Annotated in this window: 18 protein-coding genes and 1 rRNA gene; 9 read left to right on the forward strand and 10 right to left on the reverse strand. The window is 73.5% G+C overall.

Annotated elements, in window-relative coordinates; genetic code table 11:
• Positions 1 to 76: 76 nt before the first annotated feature.
• Positions 77 to 1,174: a patatin-like phospholipase family protein gene (locus tag ACGF12_RS31340; RefSeq protein ID WP_393037494.1), complete on the reverse strand. Its 1,098-nt coding sequence runs from the start codon at positions 1,172 to 1,174 to the stop codon at positions 77 to 79.
• Positions 1,175 to 1,493: 319 nt separating this feature from the next.
• On the opposite strand from ACGF12_RS31340, the gene ACGF12_RS31345 reads away from it, so the two are divergent.
• Entirely contained in the window at positions 1,494 to 1,943 is a 450-nt protein-coding gene (locus tag ACGF12_RS31345; RefSeq protein ID WP_393037497.1) for an Rv3235 family protein, read from the forward strand.
• A 77-nt stretch (positions 1,944 to 2,020) separates the two neighbouring features.
• On the opposite strand, the gene secA is transcribed toward ACGF12_RS31345, so the two are convergent.
• Complete coding sequence (gene secA / locus ACGF12_RS31350; protein ID WP_393037500.1) at positions 2,021 to 4,783, reverse strand: preprotein translocase subunit SecA; 2,763 nt, start codon at positions 4,781 to 4,783, stop codon at positions 2,021 to 2,023.
• Between the two features lie 242 nt (positions 4,784 to 5,025).
• Here secA and ACGF12_RS31355 point away from each other — a divergent pair, with 242 nt between their 5' ends.
• Both ACGF12_RS31355 and ACGF12_RS31360 read left to right on the forward strand, forming a co-directional pair.
• Positions 5,026 to 5,583, forward strand: coding sequence for a GNAT family N-acetyltransferase (locus ACGF12_RS31355; protein WP_393037503.1), 558 nt, complete (start codon positions 5,026 to 5,028; stop codon positions 5,581 to 5,583).
• A gap of 111 nt (positions 5,584 to 5,694) precedes the next feature.
• Positions 5,695 to 6,903 carry a winged helix-turn-helix domain-containing protein gene (locus ACGF12_RS31360; protein ID WP_393037506.1) on the forward strand — a complete coding sequence of 403 codons (1,209 nt, stop codon included), beginning with the start codon at positions 5,695 to 5,697 and terminating at the stop codon, positions 6,901 to 6,903.
• A gap of 10 nt (positions 6,904 to 6,913) precedes the next feature.
• Here ACGF12_RS31360 and ACGF12_RS31365 read toward each other — a convergent pair whose 3' ends face one another.
• Together ACGF12_RS31365 and hpf are read right to left on the reverse strand one after the other, a co-directional pair.
• The gene (locus ACGF12_RS31365) at positions 6,914 to 7,672 is read right to left on the reverse strand and encodes a response regulator (RefSeq protein WP_393037509.1); all 759 of its coding nucleotides are present in this window, start codon (positions 7,670 to 7,672) and stop codon (positions 6,914 to 6,916) included.
• A 247-nt stretch (positions 7,673 to 7,919) separates the two neighbouring features.
• Positions 7,920 to 8,615: a ribosome hibernation-promoting factor, HPF/YfiA family gene (gene hpf, locus ACGF12_RS31370; RefSeq protein WP_387613721.1), complete on the reverse strand. Its 696-nt coding sequence runs from the start codon at positions 8,613 to 8,615 to the stop codon at positions 7,920 to 7,922.
• A gap of 368 nt (positions 8,616 to 8,983) precedes the next feature.
• Here hpf and ACGF12_RS31375 point away from each other — a divergent pair, with 368 nt between their 5' ends.
• Positions 8,984 to 9,706, forward strand: coding sequence for a ComF family protein (locus ACGF12_RS31375; protein WP_393037513.1), 723 nt, complete (start codon positions 8,984 to 8,986; stop codon positions 9,704 to 9,706).
• Between the two features lie 69 nt (positions 9,707 to 9,775).
• Here ACGF12_RS31375 and ACGF12_RS31380 read toward each other — a convergent pair whose 3' ends face one another.
• The 3 genes from ACGF12_RS31380 to mtrA form a co-directional block, all read right to left on the reverse strand.
• Positions 9,776 to 11,638, reverse strand: coding sequence for an LpqB family beta-propeller domain-containing protein (locus tag ACGF12_RS31380; protein WP_393037516.1), 1,863 nt, complete (start codon positions 11,636 to 11,638; stop codon positions 9,776 to 9,778).
• Positions 11,613 to 13,595, reverse strand: a complete 1,983-nt coding sequence (gene mtrB / locus ACGF12_RS31385; RefSeq protein ID WP_393037544.1) for an MtrAB system histidine kinase MtrB — start codon at positions 13,593 to 13,595, stop codon at positions 11,613 to 11,615. Before mtrB ends, ACGF12_RS31380 begins: the two co-directional genes overlap by 26 nt.
• A gap of 124 nt (positions 13,596 to 13,719) precedes the next feature.
• Complete coding sequence (gene mtrA / locus ACGF12_RS31390; protein WP_030283937.1) at positions 13,720 to 14,397, reverse strand: MtrAB system response regulator MtrA; 678 nt, start codon at positions 14,395 to 14,397, stop codon at positions 13,720 to 13,722.
• Positions 14,398 to 14,683: 286 nt separating this feature from the next.
• Between mtrA and ACGF12_RS31395 the strand changes: the two genes are divergently transcribed.
• The 5 genes from ACGF12_RS31395 to ACGF12_RS31415 all read left to right on the forward strand — a co-directional run bounded on the left by ACGF12_RS31395 (position 14,684) and on the right by ACGF12_RS31415 (position 20,213).
• Positions 14,684 to 15,841 carry a hypothetical protein gene (locus ACGF12_RS31395; protein ID WP_393037521.1) on the forward strand — a complete coding sequence of 386 codons (1,158 nt, stop codon included), beginning with the start codon at positions 14,684 to 14,686 and terminating at the stop codon, positions 15,839 to 15,841.
• Between the two features lie 5 nt (positions 15,842 to 15,846).
• On the forward strand, positions 15,847 to 16,548 hold the full coding sequence (locus tag ACGF12_RS31400; protein ID WP_393037524.1) for a DUF4129 domain-containing protein: 702 nt from the start codon (positions 15,847 to 15,849) through the stop codon (positions 16,546 to 16,548).
• Positions 16,545 to 17,765, forward strand: coding sequence for a DUF4350 domain-containing protein (locus tag ACGF12_RS31405; RefSeq protein WP_393037526.1), 1,221 nt, complete (start codon positions 16,545 to 16,547; stop codon positions 17,763 to 17,765). The genes ACGF12_RS31400 and ACGF12_RS31405 overlap by 4 nt, the downstream gene beginning before the upstream one ends.
• 26 nt (positions 17,766 to 17,791) lie before the next feature.
• Positions 17,792 to 18,793: an AAA family ATPase gene (locus ACGF12_RS31410; RefSeq protein WP_393037547.1), complete on the forward strand. Its 1,002-nt coding sequence runs from the start codon at positions 17,792 to 17,794 to the stop codon at positions 18,791 to 18,793.
• Positions 18,794 to 18,902: 109 nt separating this feature from the next.
• Positions 18,903 to 20,213 carry a DUF58 domain-containing protein gene (locus ACGF12_RS31415; protein ID WP_393037529.1) on the forward strand — a complete coding sequence of 437 codons (1,311 nt, stop codon included), beginning with the start codon at positions 18,903 to 18,905 and terminating at the stop codon, positions 20,211 to 20,213.
• A 32-nt stretch (positions 20,214 to 20,245) separates the two neighbouring features.
• On the opposite strand, the gene ACGF12_RS31420 is transcribed toward ACGF12_RS31415, so the two are convergent.
• The 3 genes from ACGF12_RS31420 to rrf form a co-directional block, all read right to left on the reverse strand.
• A complete protein-coding gene (locus ACGF12_RS31420) occupies positions 20,246 to 21,391 on the reverse strand; it encodes an RNA polymerase sigma factor (protein ID WP_393037549.1) in 1,146 nt (381 codons plus the stop codon).
• 16 nt (positions 21,392 to 21,407) lie between these two features.
• Complete coding sequence (locus ACGF12_RS31425; protein WP_393037532.1) at positions 21,408 to 21,815, reverse strand: YciI family protein; 408 nt, start codon at positions 21,813 to 21,815, stop codon at positions 21,408 to 21,410.
• Positions 21,816 to 21,983: 168 nt separating this feature from the next.
• A 5S ribosomal RNA gene (gene rrf / locus ACGF12_RS31430) occupies positions 21,984 to 22,066 on the reverse strand; the annotation flags it as partial.

The raw sequence follows: 22,066 nt of genomic DNA on the forward strand, positions 1-22,066 counted from the left end.
TCGTCCAGCGGCACAGCTTCTCCAGCGCCCCAAGAATAAGCTCAGCCGGGCCGGCCGTGATCACCCTCCACCGCGATCAGCGCGCGGCCCGCAGGGCCTCCCGGCTGGTCCGCAGGCCGCTCTCCAGCACCTCGCCCCGACGGGCCGGGTCCATCATGTTCGGGCCCATCACCGCGAGGTCGGCCAGGGTCGGTGCGAGCAGCCGCACCCGTACGCCCTCGGCCCGCAGCAGCGCGGCCTCGCGCAGCAGCTGGCGGGTGACGGCCCGGCGGTAGCGGCTGACCAGCTGGGCCAGCACGCCGCGCGGGCGGTCCCGGTCCCGGTCCCGCCACTCGCGCAGCACGGCCAGGGTGCCGCGGTCGGGGCGCTCGGCGTGCGGGTCCAGCCGCAGGGCCATCGGGGCGAGCACGTACACCTCCTCCAGACCGCGGCCGAGCATCAGGTCGGCGCTGGTGGCCGACCAGCAGCCGCCGTCCACGTACGCCGAGCCGTTCAGCCGGACCGGCGCGAACCAGCCGGGAATCGCACAGGAGGCCATCACGGCGTCGGCGACGGCGACGGCCGGGGCGTCCGGGTCGCCGAAGACCACCCGGTGGCCGCTGCGGTAGTCCACGGCGGCCACTCGCAGTGGCAACGCGGCCGGGCCCGGCTCGGCCGTTCCCGGGGCCGGCCAGCCGCCCGGGCCGAGCAGGTCGCGCACCAGCTCGCCGACCGACGCCAGCGAGCCCCGGCCGTGCGGCGCCATCGCCGAGACCATGGTCAGCAGCGGGTACTCGCGCGGGTGCCGGACGGCGTCCCGCAGCAGGTCCGGCGAGCCGATCCCGGCCCGCGGACGGGGCGGCAGCGGCCCGCCGACCGCCGTGCCGTAGTCGAAGGCCACCCCGGCCAGCGGGCCCTCGGTGATCGGCAGGCCGCACTGGTGGGCGCGCAGCTGCTCGGGGCGCACGCCGCCAGCCAGCATCGCGGCCAGGATCGCGCCCGCCGAGGTCCCGAGCAGGACGTCCGCCCCGCCCGGCTGCCGTCCGGTGACCTCCTCGACGGCGCACAGCGCGCCGACCGTCCAGGCCGCGCCGAGCATCCCGCCGCCGCCCAGCACCAGGCCGCGCCGGGGCGCGCCCCCGGCGGTGGCGGTCGGGGCCGCCGCCGTCCGTGTCGTGATTCCGGTTGTCGTCATCCCGGCCGCCCGTCGTCGTCGGGAACGGATCAGGCTCCGATGGTGCCCGCGGACGGCCGCACGGGCAACGGGAGGCCGGCACGGGACCACCCGATCCGCCGTACCGGGGCGTCCCCTTTCGGACCGTACGGACCGTCCCCGCGCGTCAACCGGGGCGCCGCCGGACGGCCTGCCGGCTCCGTCGCCGCATTGGTCGATTCACCCGGATAGGTGAACTTCTCGCCGGGCCGCGGGCGGCCGGGAAACGCGTTGCCGCCCCGCGCGCGGCGCCGCCAGCCTGGACCCGTCCGTACCCGCACCACCCGTACCGGGAGCCACCGTGACCGCCCATCTCACCGCCCGCCCGCACCGCCGCGTCCACACCCCCGGGGGCTGTGACCCGGCCGGGCGCCGACCGCGCCGGCCGCGCGCCGCCTGCACCGCCGCCGCGACGCCCCGCGAACACGACCCCCGGGCGCTCGCCGCCCGCTTCGCCCACCAGCTGGTCGAGGTGCTCACCGGTGCCCGGCCCTCCGGCCAGCTGATGCGGCACACCAGCCTGGACGGCTACGGGCAGCTCGCCTCGCTGGTCCGGGTCGGCGCGCTGCGCCGCGGCGGCTCCGCCGACCGGCCCCGGCTCGGCCCGGTGCACGACCGATCGCCCTCGCCCGACGCGGTCGAGGCCTGCGTCCGGGTCGACCTCGGCCGGCGGCACCACATGGTGGCCTTCCGGCTGGAGCAGCGCGGCCCGGCCGGGCAGTGGCAGTGCACCGCCGTGGAGGCCCGATGACCGCACGGTGCCCCGGGACCGCGCAGGGCGCCGCACCCGTACGGGTGCGGCGCCCTGTCCGGCGTCCTTCCGCGGGCTCAGCCCTTGCGGCGGCGGCCCTTGGCGGACTTGGCGGCCTTGCGGCGCTCGGCGCGGGTCAGCCCGTCGCCCTCGTCCTCCGGCGCCAGGTCCTCGAAGTCGCCCTCGATGACACCGCCGCCGACCTCGTCCGAGGGGGCCGTGTAGTGCAGCCGCTGGGGCTTGGGGGCCTCCAGGCCCTTGGCCTTGATCTCCGGGCGGGCGGCGTCCTTCTCCAGCTTGTCGAGCACCACCTGGGCGTCCTCGACCGGGACCTCCTCGACCTGCTGCTCGACCTGGACCTCCAGGTTGAACAGGTAGCCGACGGACTCCTCCTTGATGCCCTCCATCATCGCGGTGAACATGTCGAAGCCCTCGCGCTGGTACTCGACCAGCGGGTCGCGCTGCGCCATGGCCCGCAGGCCGATGCCCTCCTGGAGGTAGTCCATCTCGTAGAGGTGCTCGCGCCAGCGGCGGTCCAGCACCGACAGGACGACCCGGCGCTCCAGCTCGCGCATGATCTCCTCGCCGAGCTGGTCCTCGCGGGCGCCGTACTGGGCCTGGATGTCCTCCTGGATGGCCTTGGTCAGGAACTCGGGGGTCAGCCCGGCGCTGCCGCCGGCCTCCTCCTCCAGCTCCTCCAGGTCCAGGGTGACCGGGTAGAGCTGCTTGAGCGCGGACCAGAGCTTGTCCAGGTCCCAGTCGTCCTCGAAGCCCTCGCCGGTGGCCGCCTTGACGTAGGCCTCGACGGTGTCGTCCATGAAGTGGCCGACCTGCTCCTGCAGGTCCTCGCCCTCCAGCACGCGGCGGCGCTCGCCGTAGATGACCTCGCGCTGGCGGTTGAGCACCTCGTCGTACTTGAGGACGTTCTTGCGGATCTCGAAGTTCTGCTGCTCGACCTGGGTCTGCGCGGAGGCGATCGCGCGCGTGACCATCTTGGACTCGATCGGCACGTCCTCGGGCACGTTGGCCATCGAGAGCACGCGCTCGACCATGCCGGCCTTGAACAGGCGCATCAGGTCGTCGCCCAGCGACAGGTAGAAGCGGGACTCGCCCGGGTCGCCCTGACGGCCGGAGCGGCCGCGCAGCTGGTTGTCGATCCGGCGGGACTCGTGCCGCTCGGTGCCGAGGACGTAGAGGCCACCGGCCTCCTTGACCTCGTCCTGCTCGGCCTTGACCGAGACCTTGGCCTTCTCCAGCGCGGCCGGGAACTCGGCCTCGTACTCCTCCGGGTTGTCGCCCGCGGAGAGCCCGCGCTGGGCCAGCTCGGCCGCCGCGAGGTGGTCCGGGTTGCCGCCGAGCATGATGTCGGTACCACGGCCGGCCATGTTGGTGGCGACGGTGACGGCGCCCTTGCGGCCGGCCTGCGCGACGATCTGCGCCTCGCGCTCGTGGTGCTTGGCGTTCAGCACCTCGTGCGGGATGCCGCGCTTGCGAAGCTCCTGCGACAGGTACTCGGACTTCTCGACCGACACGGTGCCGACCAGCACCGGCTGGCCCTTCTCGTGCTTGTCGGCGATGTCCTCGACCACGGCGGCGAACTTGGCCGGCTCCGACTTGTAGATCAGGTCGGGCTGGTCGATGCGCAGAGGCGTCTTGTTGGTCGGGATCGGCACCACGCCGAGCTTGTAGATCTGGTGGAACTCGGCCGCCTCGGTGGTGCCGGTACCGGTCATGCCGGACAGCTTGTCGTACAGGCGGAAGAAGTTCTGCAGGGTGATGGTGGCCAGGGTCTGGTTCTCGTTCTGGACCTCCACCCCCTCCTTGGCCTCGATCGCCTGGTGCATGCCCTCGTTGTAGCGGCGGCCGGCCAGGATACGGCCGGTGTGCTCGTCGACGATCATGACTTCGCCGTTCATGACGACGTAGTCCTTGTCCTTCTTGTACAGCTCCTTCGCCTTGATGGCGTTGTTCAGGAAGCCGACGAGCGGGGTGTTCACCGACTCGTAGAGGTTGTCGATGCCGAGGTAGTCCTCGACCCGGGTGACGCCCTCCTCCAGGATGCCGACGGTGCGCTTCTTCTCGTCGACCTCGTAGTCGCGGTCGATCTTCAGACGCAGCACCAGCTTGGCGAAGTCGGCGTACCACTTGGTCGCCTGGTCGGCCGGGCCGGAGATGATCAGCGGGGTACGGGCCTCGTCGATGAGGATCGAGTCGACCTCGTCGACCACCGCGAAGTTGTGGCCGCGCTGGACGAGTTCGTCCTTCGACCAGGCCATGTTGTCGCGCAGGTAGTCGAAGCCGAACTCGTTGTTCGTGCCGTACGTGATGTCCATCGCGTACTGACGCTTGCGCTCGACGGGCGTCATGCTGCCCAGGATCACGCCGACTTCGAGGCCGAGGAAGCGGTGCACCCGGCCCATCCACTCCGAGTCGCGCTCGGCGAGGTAGTCGTTGACGGTGATCAGGTGGACGCCCTTGCCGGTCAGCGCGTTCAGGTACGCGGGCAGGGTGCCGACGAGGGTCTTGCCCTCACCGGTGCGCATCTCGGCGACGTAGCCGAAGTGCAGGGCCGCGCCACCCATCAGCTGGACGTCGTAGTGCCGCTGGCCGAGCACGCGCTTGGCGGCCTCGCGGACGGTGGCGAACGCCTCGGGGAGGATGTCGTCCAGCGACTCGCCGTCGACGAGCCGCTGCTTGTACTCGTCGGTCAGCGCGCGCAGCTCGGCGTCGGTGAGGTTGACGAAGTCCTCTTCGATGGAGTTGACCTGGGCAGCAATCCGCTGCAGCTTGCGAAGGATCTTGCCCTCGCCGGCGCGCAGGATCTTGTCGAAGACGGACACTTGAGCGGGCTCCTTGCCTGTATTGGCACTGGACGACTGCACGGCGGGTCCACCCCACCGCACGGGCCATCGTATGCGAGGAGTCCAATGCGCCGGGAGGTGCGTCAGCACGGTATTCCCGTGTCACCCGACCGAGCACATGGACCGATAGCACCGTCCACCGGGACAAAACGGTCGAGTGGGCCGGGAGTTGGCCGCATATTCGGATGCCGGCATTCCCCGATCGGCGAAATAATCCGTTCATGGAAGAATCCCGCGGCGAACTCGCGACTCTCACCACCGACCGCCTCGTCCTGCGGGCCCCGCAGGAATCCGACATCGACGCGATCTTCGCCGCCTGCCAGGACGAGGAGATCCAGCGCTGGACGGTCGTGCCCGTCCCGTACCGGCGCGAGGACGCGGAGTTCTTCGTACGCACCCTGGCCCCCGAGGGCCTGGGCAAGGACAGCGAGTTCATCTGGTGCGTGGTCGAACGCGACACCGGGCGGCTGGTCGGCGCCCAGGCGGTCATCCGCTTCGCCGCCGACCCGAGCGCCGCCTCGGTCGGCTGGTGGACGGTGAAGGAACAGCGCGGCCGCGGCTACACCGTCGAGGCGGCCCGCGCGGTCGCCCGCTGGGCCCTCACCGGCCTCGGCCTGCGCCGCCTCCAGTGGCTCGCCTACGTCGGCAACGACGGCTCCCGCGCCGTCGCCGAGCGGGTCGGCTACCGCTACGAGGGCACCCTGCGCTCGTACGCCGACCAGCGCGGCGTCTTCCAGGACTCCTGGGTCGCCTCGCTGCTCCCGTCCGACCTGGACTGAGCGGACCCGGACTGAGCGGACCCGGACGGAACCCGACCCGCGCTGAGCCCGGGGCTCGGGCCGAGCCTCGGCCCGGGCCCGCTGTCGGTACCCCCGGCTAGGCTCGCCGGCATGACCGCCCCAGCCGACGACCGCACCCCCGTCACCGTCCTGGGCGCCGACGACGCCCGCCGGATCGCCCTGCGCGCCCAGGGCCTGCTGGGCGCACCGGACCGCCGCGCCGGGGTCCGCGGGGTGCTGCGGCACCTGGGCGCCGTCCAGTTGGACACCATCTCGGTGCTGGCCCGCTCGCACGAGCTGGTGCCGTACGCCCGCCTCGGCGCGGTCGGCCGCCCGGCCGTCGAGGCGGCGCACTGGGGCGCGGGCGCGAGTTTCGAGTACTGGTCGCACGCGGCCTGCATCCTGCCGGTCGAGGAGTGGCCGCTGTTCGCCTTCCGGCGCCGCCGCTACCGCGACCGCGGCCACCTCTGGGGCCACCAGGTCGCGCCCGAGACGTACCGGGCCGTGCTCGACAAGCTGCGCGCCGAGGGGCCGTTGACCTCCACCGAGCTCGGCGGGGCGAAGAGGACCGCCGAGTGGTGGGACTGGTCCGACACCAAGATCGCGGTCGAACGGGCGCTGGCCTTCGGCGACGTGGTCTGCACCGAGCGCCGGAGCTGGAAGCGGGTCTACGCGCTGGCCGAACAGGCCGTCCCAGACGCGCTGTTCGGGCAGGAGCGGTCCGACCGGGAGTGCGTGCGCACCCTGGTCGCCCAGGCCGGCGCCGCGCTCGGCGTGGCCACCCGGGCCGACCTGCTGGACTACCACCGGTTGCGCGCCGAGGAGTTGGACCCGGTGCTCGAGGACAGCGGGCTGGTCCCGGTCGAGGTGGCCGGCTGGGGACCGGACGGCGGCACCGCCGCCGCCTGGGCCGACCCGGCCGCGCTGGCCACCGCCCCGCGCGGGCGCCACCGCACCACGTTGCTCTCGCCGTTCGACTCGCTGGTCTGGGACCGCGCCCGCACCGAGCGGATCTTCGGCATGACGCACCGGCTGGAGGCCTACACCCCCAAGCACAAGCGGGTGCACGGCTACTTCGCGATGCCGCTGCTGACCGGCGGTCGCCTGGTCGGCCGGGTCGACCCGGCGAGGGAGGGACGCACCCTGGTCGCCCGCCAGGTCTCGCTGACCGGCGACCGGGGATCCGGCGCCCGGCACGTCGAGGCGCTGGCCACCGCCCTGCGCGAGGCCGCCGCCTGGGTCGGCTGCGACACCGTGCGGGTCGGGGCGCTGCACGACGAGCGGCTGCGCCCGGCCCTGGAGAAGCTGCTCGCCGAGTAGCGGCCGCGGCTCACCCTATTTCGAGGATCTTCTCCCGCATCGCGTACACCACCGCCTCCATCCTGGAATGCAGCTGGAGCTTCTCCAGGATGTTGCGCACGTGGTTCTTCACGGTGTTCTCGCTGATGAACAGCTCCTTGGCGATCTCCCGGTTGTTCATCCCGGTCGCCACCAGCTTGAGCACCTCCAACTCCCGGTCGGTGAGCCGGGGCGCGGGCACCAGGTCCCGGTCGTCGGAGCGGCGCTGGATCATCGACTTGAACTCGGTGAGCAGCTTGGAGGCCATCGACGGGCTGATCTGCGACTGCCCGTCGGCGACCGCGCGGATCGCGGTGGCGACCTCGTCGGTGGAGATCTCCTTGAGCAGGTAGCCGGTGGCCCCCGCCTTGATCGCCTCGTAGAGGTCGGCCTCCTCGTCGCTTATCGTCAGCATGATGATCTTGGTGCTGGGCGCCACGTCCTTGATCGCCGTGCACGCCTCGATCCCGCTGCGACGCGGCATCCGGACGTCCATGAGGATGATGTCGGGCAGCAGGTCGGCGGCCTTCAGCACCGCCTCGGCGCCGTCCCCGGCCTCGCCGACGACCTTGATGTCCGGCTCCTCCGCGAGCACGATCTCCAGCCCCCGGCGGAACAGCGCATGGTCGTCCACCACCAGCACGCGGATCGGCTCACCCCGGCGCGGCTCGTACGCGGGCTCCTCCTCCGGCCCCGGTGGCATTCCGGCGACCGGCCCCGCACCGGGCCCCAGCCCGAAGTGATCCCCCATCCGCTCCTCCCCCTTCGCGGGTCGTCGTCCGCCAATCATTCCACGCCCCGCCGTCGCCACGGTCACCCTCCGGCGCCGATTCCCCCGCTTCGGGTGACCCCTCGACCCCCGCGCGTCCGAGCACCGTTCGAACCCGTCCCGTCGCGGCGCCCGCCCCGCCCCACCGTGCGGCCCGCCCCGCCGCCGAACGCCGGTGACCCCGGCGGCCGCTGCCGCCGGGGTCACCCCTCCATCACTGCTCGGACGGTCAGTCCTCGTCGTCGGACCGACCGATCGCACCGCCCGCGCCGCTGGCCACGCCGGCCGCCATGTCGGGCTGCACGTGGATGACACCGTAGTGGTAGCCGTGTCGGCGGTACACGACGCTCGGCAGGCCGCTGTCCTTCTCCACGAAGAGGTAGAAGTCGTGGCCGACCAGCTCCATCTCGTAGAGCGCCTGGTCCAGCGCCATGGGGGCGGCCGAGTGCGTCTTCTCCCGGACCACCAGCGGGCCTTCGCCCTCCACTTCCAGGGATCCCATCATGGTCTTGCGGACGGCTCCGTTGGTCTCGCCCTCCATCGCCGTCGTCGACGGCAGCGCGGCCAGGGCCGCGGTCGCCTCGGCGACGCTGATGGGGGTGCGGCCGTTCGCGCCGCCCTTGTGCACCCGACGCCGGTCCGCGGACTTGCGCAGCTGGGCGTCGAGCTTCGCCGACGCCAGGTCGAGCGCCGCGTACGGGTCGGCGGCGGCGGCTTCGGCCCGGATCACCGGACCCCGGGTACGGAGAGTGATCTCCACGCGGTCAGACCGGTCGGCCTGCCGCGGGTTGTGCTCCTTGGACACCTCGACGTCGAGGCTGATCACCTTGCCGTCGAACTTCTGGACCTTCTCCAGCTTCTCGGCCACGTGCTCGCGGAACCTCTTGGGCACCTCGGTCTTGCGGCCCTTGACGACGATGTCCACGCAGAACTCCGATCCCTCGTGCTGACGCCGATCCGGGTGCTACCGGACCGGACTGAGCTCCAGCTGGACCAGCCCATCCACTGCCGGCCCCCGCCCCCGCCGCCAGCGACGGAAACGACTGGCCCTCATCTCACTTCCTCCCCATCAGGGACGGTTGAAACCCCCTGGAGCCTTATCGAACACCTCACGCGGGGATTTCGCCTCCCCGGGCGAGGAGGTGGGTATGACCCGATACTGCGGGCAGGCGGTCAAGCTGCTGCACCCTGTCTACCCTCCTGAGAGTGAAGTATGGGTAAATACCTAGACAACACCCCCCATACGGCGCATCCTTTGCTGACTCTCCGTGCCTGCCGCCGCCAGGAGTAGCCGTGTCGCCGACCCCCTCCCCCGCCCGTCCGCCGTCCGCCCGGACACCCTTCGCCCACGCACTGTCCGGACTGTTGGACGTGCTGCTCCCCGCCGACTGCGCGGGCTGCGGCACCGAGCGCACCCAGCTCTGCCCGGCCTGCCGGCACACGCTGGCCACCGCCCGCCCCGGCCCGACCCTGCTGCCCTGGGCGCACGCCGCCGCCCCGTACGCCGACCCGGTCCGGCAGCTGCTGCTCGCGCACAAGGAGCGCGGCGCGCTGCGGCTGGCCGGGCCGCTCGGGGAGGCGCTCGGACGGGCGGTGCGCTCCGCGCTGGGGGCCCGGGCCGGAGCCGCGCCGTTGCTGCTGGTCCCGATGCCCTCGGCCCGCGCGGCCGTCCGCGCCCGCGGCCACGACCCGACGCTGCGGCTGGCCGGGGCCGCCGCCCGCTCGCTGCGCCGGGCCGGCCTGGACGCCCGGGCCGCACCACTGCTGCGGCACGCCCGTCCGGTCGCCGACCAGACCGGGCTGAACGCGGCCGAGCGGCGGCGCAACCTGCACGGGGCGCTCACCGTCCTGCCGCGCGCCCGGCGCGGCCTGGCCGGCCGTCAGCCGGTGCTGGTGGACGACCTGGTGACGACCGGGGCGAGTCTGGCCGAGGCCGCCAGGGCGCTGGCCGACGCCGGACTGCCGGCCCGGGCGGCCGCCACGGTCGCGGCCACCGCGGTGCGGCCGGAGGGCTGATCCGCCGGGGTGTGCGTCAGGCCGGGGCCCGCACCCGGCCGCGCGTCGAACCGTACGCCTGGCCGCGCGTCAGCCCGCGTAGAAGAAGGAGCGGGGGGCCTTGTCCAGCAACTGGGCTTCCCGCCACTGGTTGTTGACCAGCCGGTAGACCTTGCCCTCGGCCACCGCGAGCACCGGCGGCGCCGGAACCAGGCTGTCTCCCCGGGACTCCGAGGCCGAGACGCTCAGCATGCCGAGGCCGCCCTGCAGCTGACTGTCCGTGCTCTGCGAGCCGTCGGTGCTGATGTAGTACAGCTGCTTGGGGCGGTCCGCCTCGTTGCCGAGCACCAGCAGCTGGTCGCTCTCCGCCCAGGACACCGAGGCCACGTCGGTGAGCGAGGGCGCGGTCGGGCGCAGTTTGGTGATCTTCGCGGTCGGCGCCGCCGTGGTGCCACCGTGCACCACCAGGCCGAACATCAGCGAGCTGGTGGCCACGCCCGGGGACTTCACCACCAGGGCGACCCGGGTGCCGTCGGAGGAGATCCGCAGCGCCTGCACGGTCTGCCCGGTCAGCCCCTCGACCGGCACGGTGTACGACTTGTTGCCGCGCGCCATGACCACCCGGGGGCCCTGCGGGTTGCGGTCCACCACCCACAGGTCGCCGCGGCCGTCCCAGCTGGGTGAGGCGAAGCCCTCGTCCTTGCTGCCCGCCTTCACCGGCGAGCTGAGCAGTGGCTCGGGCATCGCCACGGTGCTGTCGGACAGCGCCACCGAGTAGAGCTGGTGGCCGTCCGCACTGATCGCGGCGGCCCAGGAGCCGTCCCGGCTGACCGCGACGGAGCTCGGCTGGGCGGCCGGGTTCGACTGCGGCTTGCCGAGCACGCCGTGCACCGGGTCCCCGGTGCGGCCGTCGTCGGTCGCCATCAGGACGCCGTTGTCGGAGCGCTGGTAGTACTGGACGGACGTCTGGGCGGTCAGGGCGCCCGGGCCGGTGGCGGGCGCGTCGATGCGGCTGGCCGTGCAGGAGCCGCGCTGGCCCTTCAGCTCCAGCCGCTCGACCTGGCCCTTGCCCTGGTCGGCGAGGGTGTAGAAGAGCTGGGTGGCCATCCGGCGGCAGGCCATCGGCTCGCCGAGGTCCGCCCCGCCGAGCTGTACGTGGGCCGCCCGGCTGTCGTCGATGCTGACCTTGTCGACCGAGGCGCCGGCCGGGAAGGCCGTCCGGACCACCGGCGAGAGCCAGTTCGAGGGTCCGGCGACCAGCGCCTTGGCGGCTGCGGTCAGCGGGTCTGTCCGGCGCCGCAGGTAGATCGGGTCGGCGACCAGTACCTCCTGGCCGCCGTTGCCGGAGGACGGGTCCGGAGCGGTGTAGAAGAAGCGCTCGACCTGCCGGAAGCTGTTCCGGAAGTTGGCCTCGTTCATGATCACGCCCGGCGGCAGGGTGTCGATCCGCCACTCGCCGTCCTTCTCCCGGACGAAGGTGAAGTCGGAGGAGCCGTTGTTGTTCTGCCCGGCGACCAGCAGGTACGAGTGCTTCTCGTCGACCTTGGCGACCATCTGTCCGGTCACCGTCTCGGAGACCGTGGTGTCGGCGTCGGAGACGGCCTGACCGGGCTCCTTGATGGTCGTACTGGCGAGCACCTCGATGCCCGCCTCCGGGTTCCAGCTCGCGGCGGCGCGCTCGGTGAGGTACTTGCGCGCGGTGTCGTACCCCTCGTCGGCCGTCACCGCGTCCAGGAACCCGGTCAGCAGCTCACGCGGCTTGGCGCCCTTGCCGGGCGCCACCGGGTAGATCCTGGCCTGCAGGTTCTTGTCGGCCGAGCCCTGGGACAGCTCCACCTTGGTGATGCCGCCGGAGTCCGGCATGGCCGCGCAGCCGCTCGCCACCAGGGCGCCGAGCACCGCGCCGGCCACCGCCGTGAGCCGCGGCTCAGTCCTGCTGCTCGTCCTTCGCACGCTGCGACCCCTCCAGGTCCGTCCCACCCGTCACGTCCGGCTCCGCCGTCCGCTGTGCCACCGACGGCCGTCCAGGCGTCGGGTCCACCATGACCTGGGCGCCGGTGGCGCCGTAACCGGCCCCCACGGTCCGTACGTCCGAGGGGTCCGCACGCGGCCCCTCGGGCAGACGGTTGCGGCCCAGCCCGGGGCCGATGTTCAGCACCCCGCCGAGCCCGCTGCCCAACCCGCTGCCGGGCCCCTCCGGCGCCTCCGCCTGCTCCTCGACGGCGGTCAGCGCGGTCGAGCCGGCCGGGGCGATCGCCCGCCGGTACGGCGTGCCGTAGGCGCCCAGGCCCCGGTTGTTGCGGGAGTCCTCCGGCTCCAGCCGGAACGGCGCCCGGTTGATGTCGCCGCCGCGGGTGCGCGGCAGGGTGAGCCGGAAGTGCGAGCCGCCGCCGGGCTCGCCCCAGGCCTGGAGCCAGCCGCCGTGCAGGTGGGCGTCCTCGACCGCGATGGACAGGCCGAGGCCGGTGCCGCCGGTGGTGCGGACCCGGGACGGGTCCGCCCGCCAGAAGCGGTGGAACACCCGGGACGCCTCGCCCGGCTTGAGGCCGATGCCGTAGTCGCGCACGCCGACCGCGACCGCGCCGTCGGCCGAGCCCAGCCGGACCACGACGTCGCGGCCCTCGCCGTGCTCCAACGCGTTGACCACCAGGTTGCGCAGGATGCGCTCGATCCGGCGGGAGTCCACCTCGGCCAGCACCGGCTCGCCGTCGCCGCGGATCACGATCGTGCTGCCCTTGGCCTGGGCCAGCGGGTCGGCGGCCTCCACCACCCGGGCGACGATCTCGCGCAGGTCGACCGGCTCGGCGTCCAGGATCGCGGCGCCGGCGTCGAAGCGGCTGATCTCCAGCAGGTCGGCCAGCAGCGACTCGAAGCGGTCCAGCTGGCCCTGGAGCAGCTCCGCCGAGCGGGCCGCCATCGGGTCCAGGTCCTCGCGGCTGTCGTAGATCAGGTCGGCGGCCATCCGGACCGTGGTCAGCGGGGTGCGCAGCTCGTGCGAGACGTCCGAGACGAAGCGCCGCTGGACCCGGGACAGCTCCTCCAGCTGGCGGATCTGTGCCTGGAGGGCGTTGGCCATCCGGTTGAAGGACTCGCCGAGGCGGGCGATGTCGTCCGTCCCGGTCACCTTCATCCGCTCCTCCAGGTGCCCGTCGGCGAGCCGCTCGGAGATACCGGCGGCCATCCGCACCGGGGTGACCACCTGGCGCACCACCACCCAGGCGATGCCGCCCATCAGGATCACCACGAACACGCCGGCGGTCGCCAGGGTGCCGGTGATCAGGTTGAGGGTGTCGGTCTCCTGGCCGAAGGAGAACACGTAGAACAGCTGGTAGCTGGTCCCGGCCGGGCCGACGAACTGCATGCCGAGGGCCAGGCCGGGCTCGCTCTTGCCGCCGCTCTCGGGCGAGCGGTGGATCCGGGTCGGCTGGTCGAACATCTGGCCGGGCTCGTCGAAGAGCTTGGCCCGCAGGGTGTCCGGGACGCTGCTGGGCTGGATGTCGCCCGAGTAGCGCGGCGCGAAGCCTGCCGTGTCCGGGACGACGGCACCGGTGCCGGGGGCCATCGCGATCACCGAGTAGACCGTCTGCCCACTCGCGGCCAGGTCGTTGACCTGCCGCAGCAGCCAGGTGCCGGTCTCCTCGGTGGTCGGGTCGGCGGTGTTGCGCAGCTTGAGGTCGCGGGCCTCGTCGATCTTCTTCTGCTCGACCTGGAAGCCGATCCGGGCCTGCGCCCGGGCGGCGTCGATCTTGGTGTCGAGCAGGCCGGTGCGCACCTGCGCCACCACGACCACGCCCAGCACCAGGACCACCGCGATGGAGGCCAGCAGGGAGACCGCGACCACGCGCAGCTGGATCGAGCGCCGGTACAGCGCGGACACCCGGTGCACGGGACGGCGGAACTGACGCTTCATCAGGCCGAAGACTCCGGAAGGGCCGCGACGGCGGCGGGTGGTCGAACTCAGCACGTCCCCGCGCACGGCCCCCGTCCCGCCGGTCGCGGTACCCGGCGGGGTGTCGTCAACCCGGTCCGTCACGTCAGCTGGGTCCGGCCTTGTAGCCGACGCCGCGGACGGTCACCACGATCTCGGGGCGCTCCGGGTCCTTCTCGATCTTGGAACGCAGTCGCTGGACGTGGACGTTGACCAGGCGGGTGTCCGCCGCGTGGCGGTAGCCCCAGACCTGCTCCAGCAGCACCTCGCGGGTGAACACCTGCCAGGGCTTGCGGGCCAGCGCGACCAGCAGGTCGAACTCCAGCGGGGTCAGCGGGATGCTGCGGCCGTCCCGCTTCACCGAGTGGCCGGCCACGTCGATCACCAGGTCGCCGATGGTCAGCTGCTCGGGTGTCGGCTCCTCGGCGCGGCGCAGCCGCGCGCGCACCCGGGCCACCAGCTCCTTGGGCTTGAACGGCTTGGTGACGTAGTCGTCGGCGCCGGACTCCAGGCCCACCACGACGTCGACCGTGTCGGTCTTCGCGGTCAGCATGACGATCGGGACGCCGGACTCCGCCCGGATCTGCCGGCACACGTCGATGCCGTCCCGACCGGGCAGCATCAGGTCCAGCAGCACCAGGTCCGGCTTGCTCTCCCGGAACGCGGCTAGCGCCTTGTCCCCGTCAGCGACGAAAAACGGCTCAAAACCCTCACCACGCAGCACAATGCCGAGCATCTCGGCCAGTGCGGAGTCGTCATCAACGACGAGGACGCGTCCCTTCATGCGTCCATCTTCTCATTACCGGATTGTGACCTGCCGCACAGCAGTGCCAATGCTCCACAACGGCCAACTCCCCCGCCGGTGCATTCCGGTCATACCAGGCGAATAGCCCTCGTCGGAGCGCCTCCGAACGGTCCGGAACCTGCCGTCCCGCCTCCCGGAAAGCCCTGTTGCCGATCAGCAACCGGATACCCCTGGGGCCTGTTCGGGCCCCATGGCACGATGGGCACCGCGCGCGGGCGAAACATCCGCCCGGAGCCGCGCCCGTGACGCCCTCCGAGGAGCAGTGATGACCGACACTCCGGGCTGGGCCTCGCCCAGCTCGTCCGAGCCATCCCGCGACGGCACCCGGCCCCCGGCCGACGCGCCCGCCGCCGTGCCCGGACCGTCGGCACCACCGCAGGCCGCCCCCGGCTGGAACACCCGGCCCGGACAGTCCGCCCCGGGCGGGCGGACGCCCGGCGGCCCGAACCCGTACGGCTGGAGCGCCCCGCGCAGCCCCCGGCCCGGGGTCATCCCGCTGCGCCCGCTCTCCGTCGGCGAACTGCTCGACGGAGCCGTCACCACCGTGCGCCGGCACTGGCGCACCGCCCTCACCCTCTCGCTCGGCATCGCCGTCGTCGACCAGGCCGGGGCGATCGCCTCCGAGCTGCTGGTCAACGGCAGGACCGGAGCGTCCACCCAGCTGCTCACCCTGCTGGCCCGGATGCCAGTGCTGCTGCTGCTCAACGCGCTCGCCACCGCGCTGCTGACCGTGGTGGTCAGCCGGGCCGTCCTCGGCCGGCCGGTGACCGCCGGGGACGCCTGGCGCGACGCCCGCCCGCGGCTGCTGCAGCTGCTCGGGCTCACCGTGCTCACCACCCTGATGAGCGCCGGCGTGGTGCTGCTCGGCTTCACCCCGCTGCTCGGCTACCGGGCCGGCGGCTCCGGCACCCCCGGAACGGAGGCCCTGCTGGCGTTCGTCGGCCTGCTGACCGTCCCGGTCGCCGGCTGGCTGCTGATCCGCTACAGCCTGGCGGGCCCCGCGCTGATGCTGGAGAAGCAGGGCGTGGTGACGGCGCTGTCCCGCTCGCGGCGGCTGGTCCGCGGCTCCTGGTGGCGGGTCTTCGGCATCGTCCTGCTGAGCAAGGTGCTGTCGGTGGTCATCGGGATGGTCCTGCTCATCCCGGCCCGGTTCATCGGCCTGGTGCTCGGTTTCGGCAGCGTCGACAGCCTCGAGGACCCGGGCAAGCAGTCCATCGGCATGCTGGTCGTGGTCGCCGTCGCCGGGATCATCGCCTCCGCGCTCACCACCCCGTTCATGGCCGCGGTCGGCGTGCTGGTCTACATCGACCAGCGGATCCGCCGCGAGGCCCTGGACATCGAGCTCGCCCGCGCCGCCGGCCTGCCCGAACAGGGCGGCACCGACTGGAACGGCCGGGCCGACCAGACCCCGGCGAGGCGCTGAGCCGGATGCCTATCTGGGGGGACAGACTCCTCGCCGCCGGCGGCGCCCCGGTCACCGTTCCGCGTGACCCGGCCCGCGACGCCGCCCGCGAGGAGCTGCTCAACGCCGACTACCACAAGAACGACCCGTCCGTCCTGGAACGGGTCACCGACTGGTTCTGGGACCGCATCAACCACGCGCTCGGCAGCCTCTCCGGCGACGGCACCGACGGCACCACCGGACTGGTGCTCTTCCTGATCGTCGCCGCACTGATCGCCGCCGCCGTCTGGTGGCGCCTCGGCGCGCCCAAGCGCGCCGCCCGCACCGTCCTCGGCGTGTACGGCACCGAGGGCCCGCGCAGCGCCGCGCAGTACCGGGCGGACGCCGCCGGGCACGCCGCCGCCGGGCGCTGGGCCGAGGCCGTCCGCGAGCAGATGCGCGCGCTGGTCCGGGCCCTGGAGGAACGCACCCTGCTCGACACCCGCCCCGGGCGCACCGCCGACGAGGCCGCCGCCGAGGCCGGCCGGGCCCTGCCCGAACACGCCGCCGCGCTGACCGCGGCCGCCCGCACCTTCGACGACATCGCCTACGGCGACCGGACCGCCGACCAGGTCGCGTACCAGCTGCTGCTGGACCTCGACCGGGCCCTGGAACGCACCCGCCCGGCCCTCGCCCAGGCCCCGGTCACGGCCTCCGCCCCGGCTCCGACCACGGGAGGAGCCGCATGACCGGCACCGCCCCCGCTGCCCCCGCCGCCGAGCGGCCCGCCGCCGCCCCCGCACCGACCAGCCTCGCCCCCACCGGGCGCGGCCTGCTCCGCCGGGCCCGCTGGTACCTGGTCTTCCTCGTCGCCCTGCTGATCGGCGCCGTCTGCATCGCCGCCCTCGGCCGGGGACACCGGTACCCTCCGGCCGACCCGCGCTCCCACGATGCCGACGGCACCCACGCCGTGGTCGCACTGCTCGAACACCAGGGCCTCAAGACCGACCTCACGACCGACCCCGCGGCCGCGACCGGCGGCGCCGACACCCTGGTGCTGCCCGAGCCCGACCTGCTCGACAAGGCCCAGCTGCGCGCCATCGCCGCCGCCGGGCACAAGCGGCTGATCCTGATCGCCCCCGGCCCGGCCGCCCTCACCGCGCTCGTCCCCGGCATCCGCCCCTCCGACGAGGACGGCGGCGTCCCGTACGCCCCCGTCCGCAGCACCCCCATGAGCTGCTCGCTCACCGAGGCCGTCCGGGCCGGCAGCGCCACCATGGGCGGCATGCTCTACACCAGCGGCAGCCGCGGCGAGGGCTGCTACTCGCACGGCCACGGCTACCCGCTGGTGAGCACCCCGACCGAGGACGGCGACGTCATCGTGCTGGGCAGCGGCAGCTTCCTGACCAACGGCGAACTCGCCAAGGACGGCAACGCCTCACTGGCGCTCGGCCTGCTCGGCTCGCAGCCCCGCCTCACCTGGCACCTTCCCGACTACTCCGCGCCGCTGGCCGAGGGCACCCGCCACAAGAACTTCAACGACTACATCCCCAAGGGCTGGCACTGGGCCTTCTACCAGCTCGCGATCGCCGCCGGCCTGGCCGCGCTCTGGCGCGGGCGCCGGCTCGGCCCGGTGGTCAGCGAGAACCTGCCCGTGGTGGTCCGCGCCGCCGAGACCACCGAAGGCCGCGCCCGCCTCTACCGGCGGGCCAAGGCCCGCGGCCGGGCCGCCGAGGCCCTGCGCCGCGCCGCCGCCCACCGCCTCGCCCCCGTCCTGGGCGTCCCGCTGCAGGCCGGCGCGCCCGAGCCCGAAGCCCTCTGCGCGGCCGTGGCCGGCCGCCTCCCCGCACACCCCGCCGGGGACGTCCGGGCCCTGCTGTACGGCCCGCCCCCGACCGACGACGCCGCGCTGCTGCGGCTCGCCGACGACCTCGACGCCCTCGAAAGGCAGGTACGGAACCCGTGACCGAACAGGCAACCGCCCAGCTCCGCATCACCCCCGGCACGGCACCTGCCACCCCCGCCACGGCGCCCGCTGTCCCCGCCACCGACCCGCGCGCGGCCCTGACCGCCCTGCGCGCCGAGATCGGCAAGGCCGTGGTCGGCCAGGACGCCGCCGTCACCGGCCTCGTGGTGGCACTGCTCTGCGGCGGCCACGTGCTGCTGGAGGGCGTCCCCGGCGTCGCCAAGACCCTGCTGATCCGCACCCTGTCCACCGCGCTCAGCCTGGAGACCAAGCGGATCCAGTTCACCCCTGACCTGATGCCCGGCGACGTCACCGGCTCGCTGGTCTACGACGCCCGCACCGCCGAGTTCTCGTTCCAGCCCGGCCCGGTCTTCACCAACCTGCTGCTCGCCGACGAGATCAACCGCACCCCGCCGAAGACCCAGGCCGCCCTGCTGGAGGCCATGGAGGAGCGGCAGGTCACCGTGGACGGCGAACCGCGCGCGCTGCCCGTCCCGTTCCTGGTCGCCGCGACCCAGAACCCGGTCGAGTACGAGGGCACCTACCCGCTGCCCGAGGCCCAGCTGGACCGCTTCCTGCTCAAGCTGATCCTGCCGCTGCCCGACCGCGACCAGGAGTTCCAGGTCCTCTCCCGGCACGCCGCCGGTTTCGACCCGCGCGACCTCGCCGCCGCCGGCGTCCGCCCGGTCGCCGGGCCCGAGCACCTGGCCGCCGCCCGCGCGCAGATCGCCGAGCTGACCGTCTCCCCCGAGGTCCTCGCCTACATCGTCGACCTCTGCCGCGCCACCCGGCAGTCCCCGTCGCTGTCCATCGGCGTCTCCCCGCGCGGCGCCACCGCCCTGCTCGCGGCCTCGCGCGCCTGGGCCTGGCTGGCCGGGCGCGACTACGTCACCCCGGACGACGTCAAGGCGCTCGCCCTGCCCACCCTGCGGCACCGCGTCGCGCTGCGCGCCGAGGCCGAGATGGAGGGCGTCACCGCCGACTCCGTCATCCAGGCCGTCCTGGCGCAGACGCCCGCCCCCCGCTGACCCACCGCCCTCAGATCCACCGCCCGTCGGTGTCCCGGGGCTTCCGGCCCACAGGCACCCGGAATTGACGGGCTCCCGAATCCACGGGCTTCCGAAGGAGCGCATCCGCATGGCCCTCACCGGGCGAACCGCCCTGCTCGCCGCGCTCGGCGCGCTCGTCGTGGGCCTGTTGCTGCCCTCCTGGGCCGGGATCGGACTCGTCACCGGCGCGGTCCTGCTCGCCGTCCTGGTCGACCTGGTGCTCGCCGCCCCCGTCCGTAGCCTGCGGATCGACCGGGGCGGCGACACCACCGTCCGACTCGGCGAGAGCGCCTCGGTCGAACTGACCGTCACCAACCCCGCCGGGCGGCCGCTCCGGGCCCTGGTCCGCGACGCCTGGGCCCCCTCCGCCTGGCGCCCCGGCACCGCCGAGACGGCCTCCCGGCACACCCTCGCCGTCCCCGCCGGCGAACGCCGCCGGGCGATCTCCGTGCTCACCCCGAGCCGCCGCGGCGACCACCACGCCCACCGGGTGACGGTCCGTTCGCACGGCCCGCTCGGCCTGGCCGCCCGTCAGGGCTCGCACGACGTCCCCTGGACGGTCCGCGCGCTCCCCCCGTTCACCAGCCGCAAGCACCTGCCCTCCCGGCTCGCCCGACTGCGTGAACTCGACGGCCGCACCTCGGTGCTGACCCGCGGCCAGGGCACCGAGTTCGACTCACTGCGGGAGTACCTGCCCGGCGACGACGTCCGCTCCATCGACTGGCGCGCCAGCGCCCGCCGCCACACCGTCGCCGTCCGCACCTGGCGGCCCGAACGCGACCGGCACATCCTCGTCGTCCTCGACACCGGCCGCACCTCGGCCGGCCGGGTCGGCGACGCGCCCCGCCTGGACGCCGCCCTCGACGCCGCCCTGCTGCTCACCGCGCTCGCCACCCGCGCCGGCGACCGGGTCGACCTGCTCGCCCACGACGCCCGCAAGCGCGCGGCCGTGGTCGGCAGCTCGGCGAACGAGATCCTGCCCGCCTTCACCAGCGCGATGGCCGTCCTGGAGCCCGCGCTGCACGAGACCGACATGCGCTCGCTGGTCTCCACGGCGCTCAAGATGGCGCCGCACCGCTCGCTGATCGTCCTGCTCACCGGCCTGGACGCGGCGCCCGTCGAGGACGGCCTGCGCCCGCTGCTGCCGCTGCTCACCAAGCGCCACGAGGTCGTCCTCGCCTCGGTCGCCGACCCGCACCTGGACGTCCTCGCCGCCGGGCGCGGCACCCTGGAGGCCGTCTACGGCGCCGCCGCCGCCGAGCAGACCCGCGCCGACCGCCGCGCCACCGCCGACCGGCTCACCCGCCACGGCGTCACCGTCCTCGACGCCCCGCCGAGCCGGATCGCCCCGGCGCTGGCGGACACCTACCTGGCGCTGAAGGCCGCCGGCCGGCTGTGAGTTGACCCGATCAGTCGGCCGAGTCGGCTGACTCAGCCGTTGCGGCCGGCGTTCAGCCGAGCGGCCTGGCGCGTCAGGTGATCGCGCTCGGCGAGGCTGGACGCCTTGTGCGCCGCCTCGGCGTACAGCCGGGCCGCCGTCACCGGATCGCCGTCGCGCTCGTGGAGGTACGCCGACACCGCGGTGTAGCGGGGCAGCGAGTCGTCCAACTCCCCGAGCGCCGCCAGCCCGGCGCGCGCCCCGTCGGCCTCGCCGACCGCGACCGCGCGGTTGAGCCGCGCGACCGGGCTGTCGGTCAACCGCACGAGCTCGTCGTACCACTCCACGATCTGCACCCAGTCGGTCTCCTCGGCGGTGGGCGCGTCGGCGTGCAGCGCCGCGACGGCGGCCTGGGCCTGGAACTCGCCCAGCCGGTCGCGGGCCAGGGCCGCCTGCAGGATCCCGACGCCCTCGGCGATCAACCTGGTGTCCCACCGGCCGCGGTCCTGCTCGGCGAGCGGCACCAGGCTTCCGTCCGGCGCGATCCGCCCGGCCCGCCGGGCATGGTGAAGCAGCATCAGCGCGAGCAGGCCCGCCACCTCGGGGTGGTCGATCGCCGCCGCGAGCTGCCGGGTGAGTCGGATGGCCTCGGCGGCGAGGTCGACGTCGCCGGAGTAGCCCTCGTTGAAGACCAGGTAGAGGACCCGCAGCACGGTGGCGACGTCGCCAGGCTGCTCGAAACCCACGCCGGAGACCGTGCGCTTGGCGCGGCTGATCCGCTGCGCCATGGTCGCCTCGGGCACCAGGTAGGCCTGGGCGATCTGGCGGGTGGTCAGCCCGCCGATCGCCCGCAGCGTGAGCGCGACTGCGGACGACGGCGTCAACGACGGGTGGGCACAGAGGAAGTAGAGCTGGAGCGTGTCGTCCACCTCCGCCGCGGGCCCGGGCTCCGGCTCCTGGTCGACGAGGTCCTCACGCCGACGGCGGGCGGAGTCCGCGCGGGTCGCGTCCAGGAACTTGCGCCAGGCAACGGTGACCAGCCAGCCCTTGGGGTCCCTCGGCGGATCGGCCTCCCAGCCGCGAACCGCCTCGACCAACGCCTCCTGCACGGCGTCCTCGGCCGCCGCGAAGTCGGCTCCGCGGCGGACGAGGATGCCGAGCACGCTCGGGGTGAGGCTCCGGATCAGAACCTCGTTCAGCGGAGCCGTCACGACGTCAATCTGTGATGGTCGGCGGCGTGGTCAGGAACGGACGAAGCTCCAGCCACTCGTGGATCGGCTTGCCCCCGGCCCCGGGGGCGGCCGACAGTTCGCCGGCCAGCTCGACGGCGCGCTCGTAGCTGTCGACGTCGATCACCATCCAGCCGGCGATGAGGTCCTTGGTCTCGGCGAACGGACCGTCGGTGACCGGCGGACGCCCCTCGCCGTCGTACCGGACCCACGTTCCCTCCGGCGCGAGCGCCTGGCCGTCGACGAACTCGCCGGTCTTCTCCAGCCGGGCCGCGAAGTCCTGCATGTACTTGATGTGCGCAGTGACCTCCTCCGGCGTCCACTGGTCCATCGGCACGCAGTTGACCGCCGTCGGAGCGCCCCGGTAGTGCTTGAGCAGCAGGTACTTGGCCATCGTGCTTCTCCCTCGGTGCTGATGCGACCCATTGTGGCCGCGTTCACCCCGGGGACGGAGCAGGCCACGGGTTCTCGACATCACCGGCCAAGATTTTTTCGCGGTCGACGACCCGGAAACGCGAAGAACCCCCATCCGGGATCCGGATGGGGGTTCTTCTGAATGATTGTTCGGCGGCGTCCTACTCTCCCACAGGGTCCCCCCTGCAGTACCATCGGCGCTGTGAGGCTTAGCTTCCGGGTTCGGAATGT

The sequence above is a fragment of the Kitasatospora sp. NPDC048296 genome (assembly GCF_043201815.1).
In the GTDB taxonomy this organism is placed as follows: domain Bacteria; phylum Actinomycetota; class Actinomycetes; order Streptomycetales; family Streptomycetaceae; genus Kitasatospora.